14 protein-coding genes and 1 tRNA gene are annotated in these 13,946 nt (G+C 68.3%); 11 read left to right on the forward strand and 4 right to left on the reverse strand.

What is annotated here, in order from left to right:
- The first annotated feature begins 33 nt into the window (after positions 1-33).
- On the forward strand, positions 34-537 hold the full coding sequence (locus tag ACYVLV_RS17220; RefSeq protein WP_460811911.1) for an RrF2 family transcriptional regulator: 504 nt from the start codon (positions 34-36) through the stop codon (positions 535-537).
- A gap of 106 nt (positions 538-643) precedes the next feature.
- Here the strand turns inward: ACYVLV_RS17220 and ACYVLV_RS17225 are convergent, their stop codons facing one another.
- Positions 644-1,330 (reverse strand): hypothetical protein, encoded by a 687-nt coding sequence (locus ACYVLV_RS17225; RefSeq protein WP_460811914.1) that lies wholly within the window; start codon positions 1,328-1,330, stop codon positions 644-646.
- Between the two features lie 224 nt (positions 1,331-1,554).
- On the opposite strand from ACYVLV_RS17225, the gene ACYVLV_RS17230 reads away from it, so the two are divergent.
- Positions 1,555-2,007 carry a nuclear transport factor 2 family protein gene (locus tag ACYVLV_RS17230; RefSeq protein ID WP_460811917.1) on the forward strand — a complete coding sequence of 151 codons (453 nt, stop codon included), beginning with the start codon at positions 1,555-1,557 and terminating at the stop codon, positions 2,005-2,007.
- Between the two features lie 25 nt (positions 2,008-2,032).
- On the opposite strand, the gene ACYVLV_RS17235 is transcribed toward ACYVLV_RS17230, so the two are convergent.
- Together ACYVLV_RS17235 and ACYVLV_RS17240 are read right to left on the reverse strand one after the other, a co-directional pair.
- Entirely contained in the window at positions 2,033-2,683 is a 651-nt protein-coding gene (locus ACYVLV_RS17235; protein ID WP_460811919.1) for a DUF2461 domain-containing protein, read from the reverse strand.
- 16 nt (positions 2,684-2,699) lie between these two features.
- Positions 2,700-2,772 (reverse strand) — tRNA-Gly (locus ACYVLV_RS17240).
- Between the two features lie 83 nt (positions 2,773-2,855).
- Between ACYVLV_RS17240 and ACYVLV_RS17245 the strand changes: the two genes are divergently transcribed.
- On the forward strand, positions 2,856-3,530 hold the full coding sequence (locus ACYVLV_RS17245) for an LmeA family phospholipid-binding protein (protein WP_460811923.1): 675 nt from the start codon (positions 2,856-2,858) through the stop codon (positions 3,528-3,530).
- A 25-nt stretch (positions 3,531-3,555) separates the two neighbouring features.
- Here ACYVLV_RS17245 and ACYVLV_RS17250 read toward each other — a convergent pair whose 3' ends face one another.
- On the reverse strand, positions 3,556-4,317 hold the full coding sequence (locus ACYVLV_RS17250) for an SGNH/GDSL hydrolase family protein (RefSeq protein WP_460811926.1): 762 nt from the start codon (positions 4,315-4,317) through the stop codon (positions 3,556-3,558).
- 122 nt (positions 4,318-4,439) lie between these two features.
- Here ACYVLV_RS17250 and dcd point away from each other — a divergent pair, with 122 nt between their 5' ends.
- From dcd to ACYVLV_RS17290, 8 genes are all read left to right on the forward strand, one after another.
- A complete protein-coding gene (dcd, locus tag ACYVLV_RS17255; RefSeq protein WP_460811929.1) occupies positions 4,440-5,015 on the forward strand; it encodes a dCTP deaminase in 576 nt (191 codons plus the stop codon).
- Between the two features lie 260 nt (positions 5,016-5,275).
- The gene (locus tag ACYVLV_RS17260) at positions 5,276-6,781 is read left to right on the forward strand and encodes a sugar transferase (RefSeq protein ID WP_460811932.1); all 1,506 of its coding nucleotides are present in this window, start codon (positions 5,276-5,278) and stop codon (positions 6,779-6,781) included.
- A 163-nt stretch (positions 6,782-6,944) separates the two neighbouring features.
- A complete protein-coding gene (locus ACYVLV_RS17265) occupies positions 6,945-8,327 on the forward strand; it encodes a hypothetical protein (protein ID WP_460811936.1) in 1,383 nt (460 codons plus the stop codon).
- Complete coding sequence (locus ACYVLV_RS17270) at positions 8,324-9,280, forward strand: glycosyltransferase family 4 protein (protein ID WP_460811940.1); 957 nt, start codon at positions 8,324-8,326, stop codon at positions 9,278-9,280. The genes ACYVLV_RS17265 and ACYVLV_RS17270 overlap by 4 nt, the downstream gene beginning before the upstream one ends.
- A complete protein-coding gene (locus ACYVLV_RS17275; protein ID WP_460811943.1) occupies positions 9,274-10,815 on the forward strand; it encodes a flippase in 1,542 nt (513 codons plus the stop codon). The genes ACYVLV_RS17270 and ACYVLV_RS17275 overlap by 7 nt, the downstream gene beginning before the upstream one ends.
- Positions 10,812-11,945 (forward strand): glycosyltransferase family 4 protein, encoded by a 1,134-nt coding sequence (locus tag ACYVLV_RS17280; RefSeq protein ID WP_460811947.1) that lies wholly within the window; start codon positions 10,812-10,814, stop codon positions 11,943-11,945. Before ACYVLV_RS17275 ends, ACYVLV_RS17280 begins: the two co-directional genes overlap by 4 nt.
- Positions 11,942-13,087 carry a glycosyltransferase family 4 protein gene (locus ACYVLV_RS17285; RefSeq protein ID WP_460811950.1) on the forward strand — a complete coding sequence of 382 codons (1,146 nt, stop codon included), beginning with the start codon at positions 11,942-11,944 and terminating at the stop codon, positions 13,085-13,087. The genes ACYVLV_RS17280 and ACYVLV_RS17285 overlap by 4 nt, the downstream gene beginning before the upstream one ends.
- Positions 13,084-13,917, forward strand: a complete 834-nt coding sequence (locus ACYVLV_RS17290; RefSeq protein ID WP_460811952.1) for a polysaccharide deacetylase family protein — start codon at positions 13,084-13,086, stop codon at positions 13,915-13,917. Before ACYVLV_RS17285 ends, ACYVLV_RS17290 begins: the two co-directional genes overlap by 4 nt.
- Positions 13,918-13,946 lie beyond the last annotated feature (29 nt).

Genomic DNA, 13,946 nt, shown 5'->3' on the forward strand with positions numbered 1-13,946 from the left:
TGACCGGGATCTCGATCTGATTGACTGGCCGGTATGCGCGTCTCCACCAAGGCCGACTACGCCCTGCGGGCCCTGATCGAGATGACCACTCGGCAGGACGGTCGCCCGGACAGCCCTTCGGGCGGCGATTCGAAGGCCGCCACCCCGCCGGCCATCAGCGCCGAGGAGCTCGGCAAGTTGCAGGACATCCCACATGGGTTCCTCCAGGCGATCCTCGCGGATCTACGCCGGGCCGGCATCGTTCTGTCGCAACGCGGACAGGCCGGAGGATGGCGGATGGCGCGCCCGGCCTCCACCGTGTCCGTGGCCGACGTGATCCGGGCCGTCGACGGACCGTTGGTGTCGGTCTACGGCCTACGGCCGGAGATGGTCAGCTACAACGAGAACGCCCAGGTCCTCCAGCACGTCTGGATCGCCGCCCGGCGCTCGCTGCGCGACGTGTTCGAGCAGGTCTCCATCCAGCAACTCGCCGACGGGGAACTGCCGGACGCCGTCACGTCGCGCACCGACGACGATGACGCCTGGCAATCCCACTGACCCGCGAGTCGGCGCATCTTGACGCCCAAAACCCGCTGACTCGGCGCATCTTCGAAAACTAGCGCCGACTCACTCCACTCCCAGTGTCAGATTGCGTCGACTCGGGTCAGGCGGCGGAGTTGCGACGGAGCAGTTTGCGCTTCCGCTTCTCCGAACGCTCGCGAAGGTCGGAGATCTCGTGCACCAACGAGTCGTTGCGTCGGGCCAGTCGCTCGACCTCGCGCAGGGCGGCGGTCAGGTCGGTCGGCCGCTGGCGGACGAGTCCGGTGACGGGGAGCGAGGTCGTACCGAATCCGACGATCCGACCGAACTCGCGCCAGACCTCTTCCTCGGAGAGGTCGCCCGCGATGGTGTGCACCCGCTCGGGCTTGCCCAGTCCTGCGGTCCAACGCTCGACCAGGATGGGCCAGGAGGTGTCGTCGGCTAGAGCGGGGCCGGTGATCACGACGTGTCTCTGGGTGCCGGGGAGTTGATCGAGCAGGAGGTCGATCTGTTCGGCGGTGGCCACACCCAGCAGAGGTTGGCTGACGACGTGCACGTCCTTGCCGGGGGTCTTCAGAAGTCGGCGGCAGATCTTCGCCCAGGCCCCTTCGACCTCCTTGCGCTTGTAACCCCAGGCCTTGTGCTGCCGGGTGATCTCGATCGCGGCCCGGAACCCGTCGTCAGGCGTCGGCACCGGCGTACGGACGCCGAGTTCGGCCAAGGCGTGCCGGTGGTGATGCACCGCGGTCTCGATGACGTCGCCGGAACCGCCGGCGGATCCGATGTGCAGGAAGACTTTGCGCTTACCCATGCCTCGAGGCTCACAGGGGTCGGTGGCCCGGGGGTGCCTCCCGTGCGGCGTTGGTACGTCGAGCAGGTGAACAACGCGTGACCGCCGACTCGGCGCCTGTTGACGCTGAGATCGGCCCGAGTCGGCGCGTCTTGAACAAGTAGCGCCGACTGGGCGCCGTACGGGCGTTGAGTAACGCCGACTCGGCACTAGAACGTGTTCCAGTTTGGCCCTAGGCTGCGGAGATGACTTCGACCGACGCCATCATCTGGAACGCTACCGACGACGATCACCCGGCCCGGCGGGCCTCGCAGCGTTCCTACGCCGCGGTGGTCGCGAAGGATCTGGCGCAGTGGCTGACGGTGTACGCCGAGGATGCCGTCCTCGAGGACCCGGTCGGGCCGTCGATGTTCGACCCCGAGGGTCACGGGCACCGCGGGCACGAGGGCATCTCGGCGTTCTGGAAGCAGGCCATCGTCCCGATCGACAGCTTCGTGTTCACGATCAACGAATCGTTCGCCAATCCCGGCAGCAACACGTGCGCCAACCTCGGCAGCATCAAGACGGCGTTCGCCGACGGCAGCCACACCACGACCGAACTGATCATGGTCTACGTGGTTGACGACGAGGGCCGGGTGACCTCGATGCGGGCGTTCTGGGAACCCGAGCGGACGATGGCGTCCTTCACCTCGGCCTAGGCGACCTCGACCCGAGTCAGACGAATCAACCCGGTACGCCGGCCTGGGCGCGATCGAGCCAGTTCACCAGCGGACGCACGGCCTGCCAATCGGCGCGGACGTGGTCGACGAGCTCATCGGTGTGGATGAACTTCTCGAACCCGTAGGACTTGCTGACGATCAGTTGCTTGTGACGCAACAGGTCGATCCGAGGGTGGTTGGCGTCGTACCCGCGCGGTGTCGTCTTCAGTCGCTCCCCACCCACCTCGAATCCCGCCTTCTCGGCGGTGGTCAGGGTGCGCTTGAGCGTCGGTCCGGTCTTGTCGTGGGCCATGGCGTCGCGAATGGCTCCCAATCGCTCACCGGAGGCCTCGTAGAACCCGCCACCCACCATGAAGCCGCGGGCCGCGATCTGGACGTAGTAGCCGGTGCTGGGGCCGGCGGCCACGAAGGCGCCCTGCCCGGTCTTGTAGGGGGTCTTGTCTTTCGAGAACCGCACGTCCCGGTGCGGACGGAAGATCTTGGCCTCCCCGAACTCGGGGGCGAGAGCAGCGCACAGCGCCGTCATCGGGGCCTTCACGGCGTCGTCGTAGATCGACTTGTGGGCGGCCCAGAACGACTTGGTGTTGTCGACCTCGAGGTCGTCGTAGAAGTCGAAGGCGGCCACGGGGAAACCGGTGAACGGGGAGTCGGCCATGACGGGGAGTCTAGGGAGCGGACGACGAGATTCGAACTCGCGACATCGACCTTGGGAAGGTCGCGCTCTACCAACTGAGCTACGTCCGCAGCGCCCGGCGGACCGGACTGCGGTGATGTTACCCGCTTCCGGGGTCGGCTCGCGATCAGGGCCGTCCTGACAGGATCGTGGCGTGAGGAAACTTCTGGGCACGCTGCTGGTGCTGTTGATCCTTGTTCTCGCCGTGGACCGGGGAGGGGATCTGATTGCCGAGCAGGCGTCGGAGGCGAGCCTCCAGGAGTCCCAGGGCTTGGCCAACCGACCGGAGGTGTCGATCGGCGGGTTCCCCTTCCTGACCCAGGTGGCCACGCGGGAGTTCGACGAGATCGACGTCGTGGCCACGGGTATCGCGCTGGACGGCGGTCTGACGCTGAACCGGTTGCGGGTGGTGCTGGGTGACGTCGTCACCTCCCGGGACTTCGAGAGCTTTCAGGTCGCTCGGGCCAGGGCCACCGCGGTCGTCGGGTACGACGAGTTGGGCGACCTCCTGGGCATCGACCTGGCGTTCGACAGCGACGGGGAAGTTCGCGCCAGCCGCACCTTCGAGGTGCTGGGCGAGACGGTGTCGCCCACGATCACTGTCCGGCCCGAGATCGTGGACGGGGCGCTGGGTTTCGGTGAACCCACCGTCAACTCGCTGGGCGTCGCGGGTGCGGTGGTGACAGAGACCCTCAACGAGATCTTCGGGACCACCGTGCCGTTGCAAGGGATTCCCTTCGACATCACGCTCGACGACGTGCGGGTCGAGCCCCGTGGCGTGGTGTTGGTCCTGAGCGGAGCCAACCTGGAGTACGTCGCACCCTCCTGATCCGGCGATCGCTGAACCAACCCCGTCAGGCCAGGTGAGTGAACCCGGGATGGCGGGGCTGCACACCGTCCCCGGACGACCGCCCGGTGATCCGGCGGTGCACCCAGGGAGCGGCGGAGGTCCGGAACCACCCCGCGTGCTCGGCCAGGGCCTGGCGCCGACTCAGCGTCGGCAGGAGACGGGGCGCCACGGGCACGAGGGTGTGCGGAGCACCCAGGATGTCGAGAACCTCGGCCGCCATCCGCTGATGCCCGGCGGGACCCATGTGCATCCGGTCCGGGTCCCACATGCCCCAGTCGCGGTACTCGCGCATCCGCCAGAAGTCGACCACGGTGGCGCCGTGCCGGTCTGCGCTCTCGCGCACCATCTCGTTGTAGACGGCGAAGCGTCCGCGTAGCAGTTGGTAGGTGGAGGAGTGGCCCGGGTCGAACGCCGTCCACACCAGAATCCGGGCGCCGGTGGCGGCCAGCCGACCCAGTGCCTGGTCGTAGGACTCCCAGAGTCGGTCGAGGTCGACCGCCGGACGGATGATGTCGTTGGCGCCGGCGTAGATGGTGACCAGGTCCGGTTTCAGAGCGATCGCCGGGTCGACCTGTTCGTCGAGGATGCCGCCCAGCTTCCGACCCCGGATGGCCAGGTTGGCGTAGCCGAAGTCGGGATCGCTGGCCGACAGCACCTCCGCGACCCGGTCGGCCCAGCCGCGCAGTCCGTTGGGGCGAGCGAGGTCCGGGTCACCGAGGCCCTCGGTGAAGGAGTCGCCCAGAGCGACGAAGCGTTGGTATCCCACGTGCCCATTGTCCGCAGGCACCCTGACGCACCGGTCCTCGGCCCGTCCGACCGACCGGTTCGACCGGCCCGCCTGCTGGGTGAGTCCGACCGCGCGGTCGGGATCGTGGGTAGGGTGCCACCGTGCTGCTCTCAGACCGCGACATCCTCGCGGAGATCGACCAGGGTCGGATCGCCATGGACCCGTGGGACCCGACCATGCTGCAGCCGTCCTCGATCGACGTACGTCTGGACCGTTTCTTCCGGGTCTTCGAGAACCACCGCTACCCCCACATCGACCCGGCTGCGGATCAGGCCGATCTGACCCGCGAGATCGAGGCGCCGGGTGACGAGGCGTTCATCCTGCACCCGGGCGAGTTCGTGCTGGGTTCGACCTACGAGGTGATCTCGCTGCCCGACGACGTCGCTGCCCGGGTCGAGGGCAAGTCGTCGTTGGGTCGGCTGGGCCTACTCACCCACGCCACCGCCGGTTTCGTCGACCCCGGATTCTCCGGGCACGTGACCCTCGAGTTGGCCAACGTCGCAACCCTGCCCATCAAGCTCTATCCGGGGATGAAGATCGGTCAGTTCTGTTTCTTCCGGCTCTCCTCGCCCTCGGAGCACCCTTACGGCTCGGAGAAGTACGGCTCGCGGTACCAGGGGCAGCGCGGCCCGACGCCGTCGCGCAGCTTCCAGAGTTTTCACCGCACCGTCATCTGACCCTCGCCGCCGAGCGGCCCGGCCTCTTTCGCCGGACGCACCCGGTCGATGACTTCCGGACCCGATCGGGCCCGTATTCCGCTTGTGAGGGACTAAATCTCGTGAGGCGCCTCACATTGAGGCCGAATGAGAGGAATTTGTGGGGACATGTTTACCGTCGCGTTGACCGGGTAAGACTGCGAGTGCGACAGGATTCTACCGAGGCCGGGGGGGCTCGGATCGTGACGATCTGGGGCTCCCCGCCGACTAGGGGGAACCAGATGAGCACCGAGACGTACGCCAACGTGGCGACGGAGCCGGACCACAGCACCACGACCGAGAAGACGCCTGCCCATGACCGCCACCTGCGGGTGACCTCGGCCAGCGACTTCGAGCGTCGGGTCGCTACTGGTCCGATGCCGAGCGGCAGTTGGCGTGAACGCATGTTCGTGCTGCTCATCGGAGCCGACATCGTCGCGATCACCGTGGGGCTGGCCCTGATCCCCGGGGCGTTCGCCTCGGCCACGGTCGCGATGTACGCCGTCATCGGTCTCAGCCTGCAGATGTGGGGCGCCTACCGCGCCCGCCTGACCCTGTCGCTTCTCGACGACCTGCCCCTGATCGTCGGCGCTGTCGTGGTCGGCGAGGTGGCCCAGATCGCGCTGCGGGCCGTTGTGGTCGGCAGCACCCCGACCCTGTTCGGCGTCGCTCGCTCGATGACGACCCTGATCGTCGCGCTTACGGTGTTCCGCGCCGTCTCCTACGCCATCGTCCGTGAGGCCCGTCGCCGCAAGTTGGTCGAGCACCCCGCCCTGATCCTCGGGACCGGCGTGGTCGGACAGCAGTTGGCCGACGCGATGTTGGCTCACCCCGAGTTCGGCCTCACCCCGGTCGGGTTCCTCGGCGACGTCCCTCGCGACGGCCTCGACAGCCTGTCCGTCCCGCTGTTGGGCGGGTACGACGACCTGGCCGCGACCATTCGGCGTGAGGGCGTGAGCGAGGTCCTGATCGCGTTCGGCACCCCGTCCGCGGACGGGTCCGGCAACGACGCCAACCTGGTGCAGACCGTGCGTGAGTGCGACCGCCTGGATTGTGAGATCTTCTGCGTCCCCCGATTCTTCGAACTGCACCACCGCAGCCGTGACATGGACGAGCTCTGGGGGATCTCTCTGGTCCGTGTACGCCGGGCCACCTGGCGCAGCCGCACCTGGCGCATCAAGCGTCTCTTCGACCTCTTCGTCGCCGGCAGCATGTTGACGGTCCTGGCCCCGCTGATGGTGCTGATCGCCCTCGCCGTGCGGATCGAGAACGGACCCGGTGTGCTCTTCCGTCAGGTCCGCGTGGGCTTGGACGGCCACCCCTTCACCCTGCTGAAGTTCCGTTCGGTCCGACCCTCAGACCTCGGCATGAGCGACGAGCAGCCGCGTTGGTCGGTCAACGGCGACATGCGACTGGGCAAGATCAGCCGCATCCTGCGTGCGGCCTCCCTCGACGAGCTGCCTCAGCTCCTCAACGTCCTGCGGGGCGAGATGAGCATCGTGGGACCCCGTCCCGAGCGTGAGCACTTCGTCGCCGAGTTCACCAAGGTCATTCCGCGCTACACCGAGCGTCACCGTGCCCCGGCCGGTCTGACCGGTTGGGCCCAGGTCAACGGCCTGCGCGGAGACACCTCCATCGAGGAACGTGCCCGCTTCGACAACTACTACATCCAGAACTGGTCCCTGTGGCTGGACCTGAAGATCATCGCTCGCACCGTCTCGACCGTTCTGCTGCGACGGGGTTCGTGAACGACGGGTCCCGGTCGCCGCAGGCAACGACAGCGACCCGGGACCCTGAGGGTGGCCTGTGGGTCTGCGAATGAGAGACCCGGACCACCCCTGCGGCGGTATCCTCCGCGCAGGTGGCTCGTGCGATGCGCGCCCGAACTAGGTCCTGAGCGGGGGTCATCACATGCAAACCTTGGTCACGACCCCTGGTCTCGCCCCCTTGGCGCTGATCGGGATCGCCCTGGTCGTGGTGCTCCACGGCGGCGCGCTGATCATCGAGCGACCCCAACGCGGCCTGCTCCTCATGGCCGCACTGGTGCCGTTGGACGGTCTGCTGCTGATCATCCCGGGTGGCGAGGCGGTCGCGGCCTGGAAGGAAGTGCTGTTGATCGTCGTTCTGGCCGCGACGCTCGTCGCGCCGAGAGCGTCGCTGCGTAACGGGCTGCCGCTGACCTACGCCTGGATCCCGGCGGCTGTGGTCATGCTCGTCCTCAGCCTGATCTCCGCGGTCCTGGTCGGTGGCGTGGTCGGCTTCTGGGGGATGAAGATCGCCTGGTTCTACATCCTGGTGCCCCTGGTGGTGTGGCGTTGCCCGTTCACGGTGAGGGACCGCGATCACCTGGTGACGATCCTGATGGCCACGGGGGCGATCACGGCGGCCTACGGTTTGGTGCAGCAACTCATCGGCGGCGCCGGGCTCAACGCCCTGGGCTATGAGTACAACTCCGCGATTCGCTTCAGCGGGGGACTGCTCCGGTCGTTCTCGAGCTTCACCCAGCCCTTCTCCTTCGGTCTGTTCATCACCCTGGTCCTCCTGGTCTGCATGCCCGTCGCCCTCTCCGACACCCGGCGTACCCGCAACCGGGTCTTCCTGCTGCTCACCCCGGTGCTACTCGCCGGCCTTGCGTCCTCGGTGGTGCGAGGGGCCTACCTGGCGCTCGGAGCGGGACTGTTGTTCCTCGCCATCCTCCGTTTCCGCGGGATGCTGCACATCCTCGTCCCGGCCCCGCTGGCGCTCTTCCTGGTCCCTCCGGGCGTGCTGGCGGCCTTCTTCTCCTCGAGCAGCCTGGGCCAACGCACCAGCGGCTGGTCGGACATCCGGGATCTGGTGGTCGGTGCCCCGTTGGGAAACGGCGTCGGGCGAACCGGAGCCGCCGCCGAGAAGGCACTCGAACTCGGCGCCAAACCGTCCGAGATCATTCTCCTCAAGGGGGAGAGTTATCTGCCCGACAATCAGTTCGTGAAGACCACTCTCGAGCTGGGTCCCGTGGGCCTGTGGTTGTTGCTGCTCATCGGAGCCGCCGCCATCGGCGCCGCTCTCAAATCGGCCCGGGCCACGACCGGGAGCGACCGGGCGTTGGCCGAGGGGATCGCGGCCTCCGTGGTCGCAGCTGCAGCTGCCTCGGTCGTCGCGACCTATCTAGAGATCTTCCCGCTCGACTTCTTCTTCTGGCTCTTATTAGGGGTTCTCCTGTGTTACGACCGGCCGTCGGATTCAACGCTCTCGCCCTCCGTCCCGGAGGCAGTGGCGTTCAGACCTACATCCGGGAGCTCCTCAACGCCATGAGCGGCGCCACCGACGCCACGCTCACCGCGCACGTCCAGGCCGACACCGTCGACGAGTTGCCCCCGGGAGTTCTCGCACGCACCTACCCCGTGTCCTCCGGCGTACGCCGCGCGGTCACGAGTCTGAGGATGCGGCCCGACGCCGGGCTGCTGCACGGTCTGGACATCGACCTCCCGCTGCGCCACGACGGTCCGACGGTCACCACGGTCCACGACCTCTCGGTCTTCGACGTTCCGTGGGCGCACAGCGGCTTCCGGGCCCGGGGCGAGAGAGCCCTCATCCGTCGCTCCGTAGGCCGGGCCGACGCGGTGGTATCGGTCAGTGCCTTCACCGCGGAACGTGTGCGCGACCTGTTCGGGAAGGAATCCACGGTCACCGCTCTGGCGCCGGCTCCTGGCCTGGTCCCGGCAACTCCGGAGCAGGTGGCCGAGGTGACCGAGCGCTACGAGATCCCGGAGCGCGCCGTGCTGGTGGTGGGGACCGTCGAGCCCCGCAAGCGGGTCGCGATGCTGGCCCTGGCCTGCGAACGGGCCGGGCTCCCCCTGTTGGTGGCCGGCGGGATCGCTGAGGGTCAGGAGGTCCCCTCCTCGGCTCGACACCTGGGGTACGTCCCCTTCGAGGACCTCCCGGCGTTGTACGCCGCAGCGACGGTCGTGGCCTACGCCTCCTGCTACGAGGGCTTCGGTCTGCCTCCCCTGGAGGCCATGGCCTGCGGCGCTGCGGTCGTCACCACCCGGGTCGGTGGACTGCCCGACGCCGTGGGAGACGGCGCGGTGCTCGTGGCCGTGGACGACGAGAACGCATTGAGCGACGCCCTGCACGAGGTTGCCCACGACACCGACCGGAACGCAGAACTTCGCACGGCCGGGGTCGCGGCCGCAGCCCGATCGACCTGGGCCGCCACCGCGGGCATCACGCTCGAGGTCTATCGAGGCCTCGGTGTGCCGTGTTGACTCCACCCGACGTACCCGAACCGGATGCCCCGAAAGATGCCCCGAAGGATGCCCCGACGGGTGCCTCCGCCTCCGGGGCGGATGACCACAACAAGGAGTCCGAACCGCGTGGTCTGGTCGGCAACGTGGGGGCGCTGCTGGGCAGTCGCCTCATCCAGGCGGTGCTGGGTTGGTCCGGGACCCTGCTGATCGCCCGGACCCTGTCCCTGGAGGAGTTCGGCCGCTTCACGGTCATCTTCACGGTCCTGGGTCTGATGTCGATCGTCACCGACCTGGGCATCGGCCGGATCGCGGTGCGCGGCATGCTCGGCGAGGGAAAGGCGGACGTCGAGACCTTCGCCGGCACCTACATCGCCCTGCGGTCGAGCCTGGGCATCATCGGCTATCTGCTGGCGCTGCTGGTGGTGATCGTCGCCGGCTATCCGCGAGAGGTCGTCGTGGCCATGGCGGTGGCCGGCACGATCGTGCTGCTGGCCACACCCTCAGCGGCGCTCGACGTCGTCTTCCAGTCCCGGATGCGAATGGGCACCGTCGGGGCAGCCGAGGCCGTGGGGATCACCGCCCAGTTCGCCCTGACCGCGGCGATCGCTGCCGCGGGTGTCGGCACCGTGCTGCTGTTCACCATCCCGGCGGTGCTGTTCGAGATCGTGGTGCTGGCCCGCAAGATCCCGGCCGCCCGACGACTGATCGCGATCCGTCCCCGAATCGACTTCCCGGTCTGGCGCTCGCTGTTGCGGGAGGCGTTGCCGCTGTCCATCGGGTTCGGTCTGGCCACGGTCTACTCACGGGTCGACGCCTTGATGTTGTCGAAGATCGACGGCTTCGGCGCGGTCGGGATCTACGGCGTCTCCTATCGTTTCATCGACGTCGTCCACTTCGTATCAACGGCGGTCACGGTCCCGCTGCTGACCCTGCTGGTCCGCTCCTGGCCCGACGACCTGCCGCAGTTCCGAGACGTGATGCGCCGCGGCGCCATGCTGCTCGGTCTCTTCGGCGGCCTGGCCTGTGTCGGGTTGCTCGGCTTCGCCCGACCCTTGACCGACACCCTCTATGGATCGGACTACACGCCCGGGGCCGTCACCACCCAGGTGTTGGTGATCGCCGAGATGTTCACCTTCGCCGCCGCGCTCGCGATGATCTGTCTGGTCGCCGTGGACCGCAACCGGGGCTACCCCCTGGTCATGCTCTGCGGGTTGATCTTCAACGTGGGTCTGAACTTCATCCTCATCCCGATGTACTCCTACCACGGCGCCGGAGTAGCGACGCTGATCAGCAACGTGTTCGTCACCGGGGTGCTCGTCTTCTTCGTCACCCGCATCGATGGGGTCCTCCCGATCGGCCTCGGACGACTGGTCGTCGCCCCCGTCTCGGTCGTCGGCGCCGTCGCCGTCGGATGGTCGGCGGACCTGGTGATGCCGTGGGTCGTGGCGGCCACCATCGCTTCGATCACCTATCTCGGCCTCGTTACGGCGCTCGGACTGACGAAGTGTGCTGGAATCCACCTACCTCCAGTGCTTGCAGGAAGGAAGCGATGACCCAGAACCCCCGCCTGATGGCCCTGACCAGCACCGGTCAGGTCTCTGGCGCCGAACGCGTCCTGATCCGGGTCCTCGCCCAGGCGAAGGACGCCGGCTGGCAGGTCACCTGCGCCGCCCCCGACGGAGACCTCCGCCGCGAACTGGCGGCTCTGGGGATCGACCATGTCGCCCTGCCCGAGTTGGGCCTCGCCGAGGGGTCCAAGCCGGTCGCCGTCGCCCGCACCCTGAAAGCCTGGGCCCAGGCCGCCCGCATCGTACGGCGTGCCTCGACCGGGGCGGACGTCGTGCTGGTGAACGCTCTGATGGCGCTCCCCGTCGTACGCCTGGCCCGACCCAGACCACCGGTGGTCTGGCTGGCCCACGACGTGGTCGTACGCCCGGACCGGATGCGGCTCTACCGCTGGTGCCGCCCGTCGCTGACCGGGGTGATCGGGGTCTCCGAGGCAGTGGCCCGCAAACTGCGCGGCGGTCGGCCCTGGGTCGAGGTCGTCCACAACGGGGTCACCTGGCCCGTCCCTGCCGCGCCGAGTTCCTCTGGCACTGACACCGACGCCGACTCCTCGACCACGCCGGTCGTGGTGGGCCTGAACGGGTTGATGACGTCCTGGAAGGGGCACCACGTCCTGCTCGACGCCCTGCCCCACCTGGATTCACGCGTTCACATCGAGCTGATGGGTGGGCGGCTGGTCAAGGACGGCGAGTACGCCGACGGCGTACGCTCACGCGCCCAGACCGAGGGCTCGGGCCGAGTCAGGGTCCTGGGTCACGTGGCCGACCCGCTGCAGCAGATGCGCGGCTGGACGATCGCGGTCAGCGCCAGCACCGATCCCGAGGCCTGCCCGTTGTCGGTGCTCGAGGCAATGAGCCTTGGGCTGCCGGTCGTGGCCTCGGACCACGGGGGTTCGCCCGAGGTCCTGGCGGGGCACGGGCACCTGGTGCCACCGGGGGACCCGCTGGCTCTCGCTGCGGCGGTCAACCGGCTCGTCGATGATCCGGAGTTGCGGCGCCGGGATGGAGCCGCAGGTCGGGACCGAGTGCAGTCTCATCATCAGCAGGCTGCCCAGACGGGGGTTCTCCTCGATCTGCTCGACCGCACCGCTGCGTCCGCCCTGGAGGTGTCCCGGTGAAGGTCCTGTTCGTCAACGAGAACATCGGCGGTCACGCCAACGTGCACGCCCATCTGCGTCGTGCGCTGCAGGCTCACCCCGAGGTCGTCGCCGACTTCGTCGACGTCCCCACACCGGCGCGATTGCGTCGGATGGCGGGCTCCCGGCTGCCCGGCCTGGCTCACCTCGACCTCGACTTCCAGGCGTTACGGGCTCAGCTGGCGTTGAGCCGGTGGGTCGCCCGATCGATCCGGGAACGGGTCCGCCAGGCCGACGTGCTGCACGTCTACACCGGCAACGCGGCGTTGAGGATTCCTGAGCTCCTGTCGTCGATGCCGTCGGTGGTGGCCACCGACGCCACCAACGCGACCAACGGCTACCGACTGCCCGGCCGTGAACCGACGCGGCACACCCCCATGGCGATCCGCATGTCCCAACGGTTCGAACGACCGGTCTACGAGGCGGCCACCCTGGTGGTGGCCAACACCGAATGGATCGCGGGTTCGCTGCGTGAGGACTACGGCGTCGGTGATGAGAAACTCCGGACGATGCCCTACGGCATCCTGGCCCCGGACTTCGGACCCGGCCCCGCACCCGGCACGCACGCATCGTCGACGAAGCTGCCTCAGCTGGTGTTCGTGGGTCGACAACTCGAGCGCAAGGGCGCCCTGCGGCTTCACCGGCTTCACCAGAAGCACCTCGCCGACCTGTGCGAGTTGGTGATCGTCACCCCGGAGTCGGTGCCCCCGGGCCGCAACGTCCGTGCCGTACACGACGTGACCGTGGGCTCGGGGCGGCTGTGGGAGGTGCTGCGCGAGGGCGCTGTCTTCGTCTTCCCGAGCACGATCGACCAGGCTCCCAACGTCGTCATCGAAGCCATGGCGGCAGGGCTTCCGGTGGTCGGGTTGACGGTGGCCGCGATGCCGCAGATGGTGCCTCCCGAGGGTGGTCGGCTGCTCGCCCCCGAGGACGACGCCGGTCTACTGAGAGCGTTGCTCGATCTGATCGAGCAACCCGAGCTGCGGCAGCGGATGGGCGCCGCGGGTCGCCAACGGTTTCTCGAGACCTACGACGCCAGGGTGTCCACCCCTCAGCTCATCGAGGTCCTGCGCGAGGCCCGGGGGCTGCACGCCACCCGGAGCTCGGACCGGAGTGGGTCATGAGCAGGGCCGCCGCATTGGTGGGACCCGCTACGGCCGGATTGCGGGGGGTGACCGGACGCGCCGCTCGCGGCGCCGCCGTGGTCCTGGGCTATCACGACGTGGTGGCGACCGACGCGCAGGCAGAGGGTCTGACCGTCAGCGCCCCAGCGCTGCGGCGCCACCTCTCCCTGACCCGGCGCATGGGTTTCCGGTTCGTGTCTGTGGCCGAGCTCAGCCGCCGGGTGCTCGCTGGAGAGTCGGTGGACCGGCTCGCCGCGGTCGTCTTCGACGACGCCCTGGCCGGAGTGGCCCACCACGGGGTCGACGTACTGCGGGAGTTGGACGTGCCGGCCAGCCTGGCCGTGGTCAGCACGATGATGGGTCAACGACCGGTGTGGTGGCCCGGCTCAGGGCCCACGATGACTGCCCCGGAGCTCCTGGACACGGTGGAGGCAGGGCTCGACGTGATCGCCCACACCAGGACCCACGCATCGCTGCCCACGCTCCAGGACGGGCAGTTGGCTGCCGAACTGGCCGGGGCCAAGGTCGATCTCGAGAGCCTGCTGGGTCGCACCGTGGACCTGGTGGCCTACCCCTTCGGTCACCATGACGAGCGAGTGCGGGCCGAGGCCCGGGCCGCGGGCTACCTCGCGGGCTACACGTTTCTCAACGGCCGGATCCGCGGGAGCGAGGACCCGTTCAAGTTGCCCCGCTTCACCATGGGGGCGCATCACGGTCCCGCCCGGTTGATGTATCACCTGGCCCGCTCGGCCTCGTCGTGGCCGGACCACCAACACGACAAGGTCGTCGGAGAGGTCGCCGGCGGGGTCATCAGAGGCGAGATCACGTAGCCAGCCAGGCCCCTAACCCCGTGCCCAGA

It is taken from the genome of Nocardioides salsibiostraticola, from assembly GCF_054783655.1.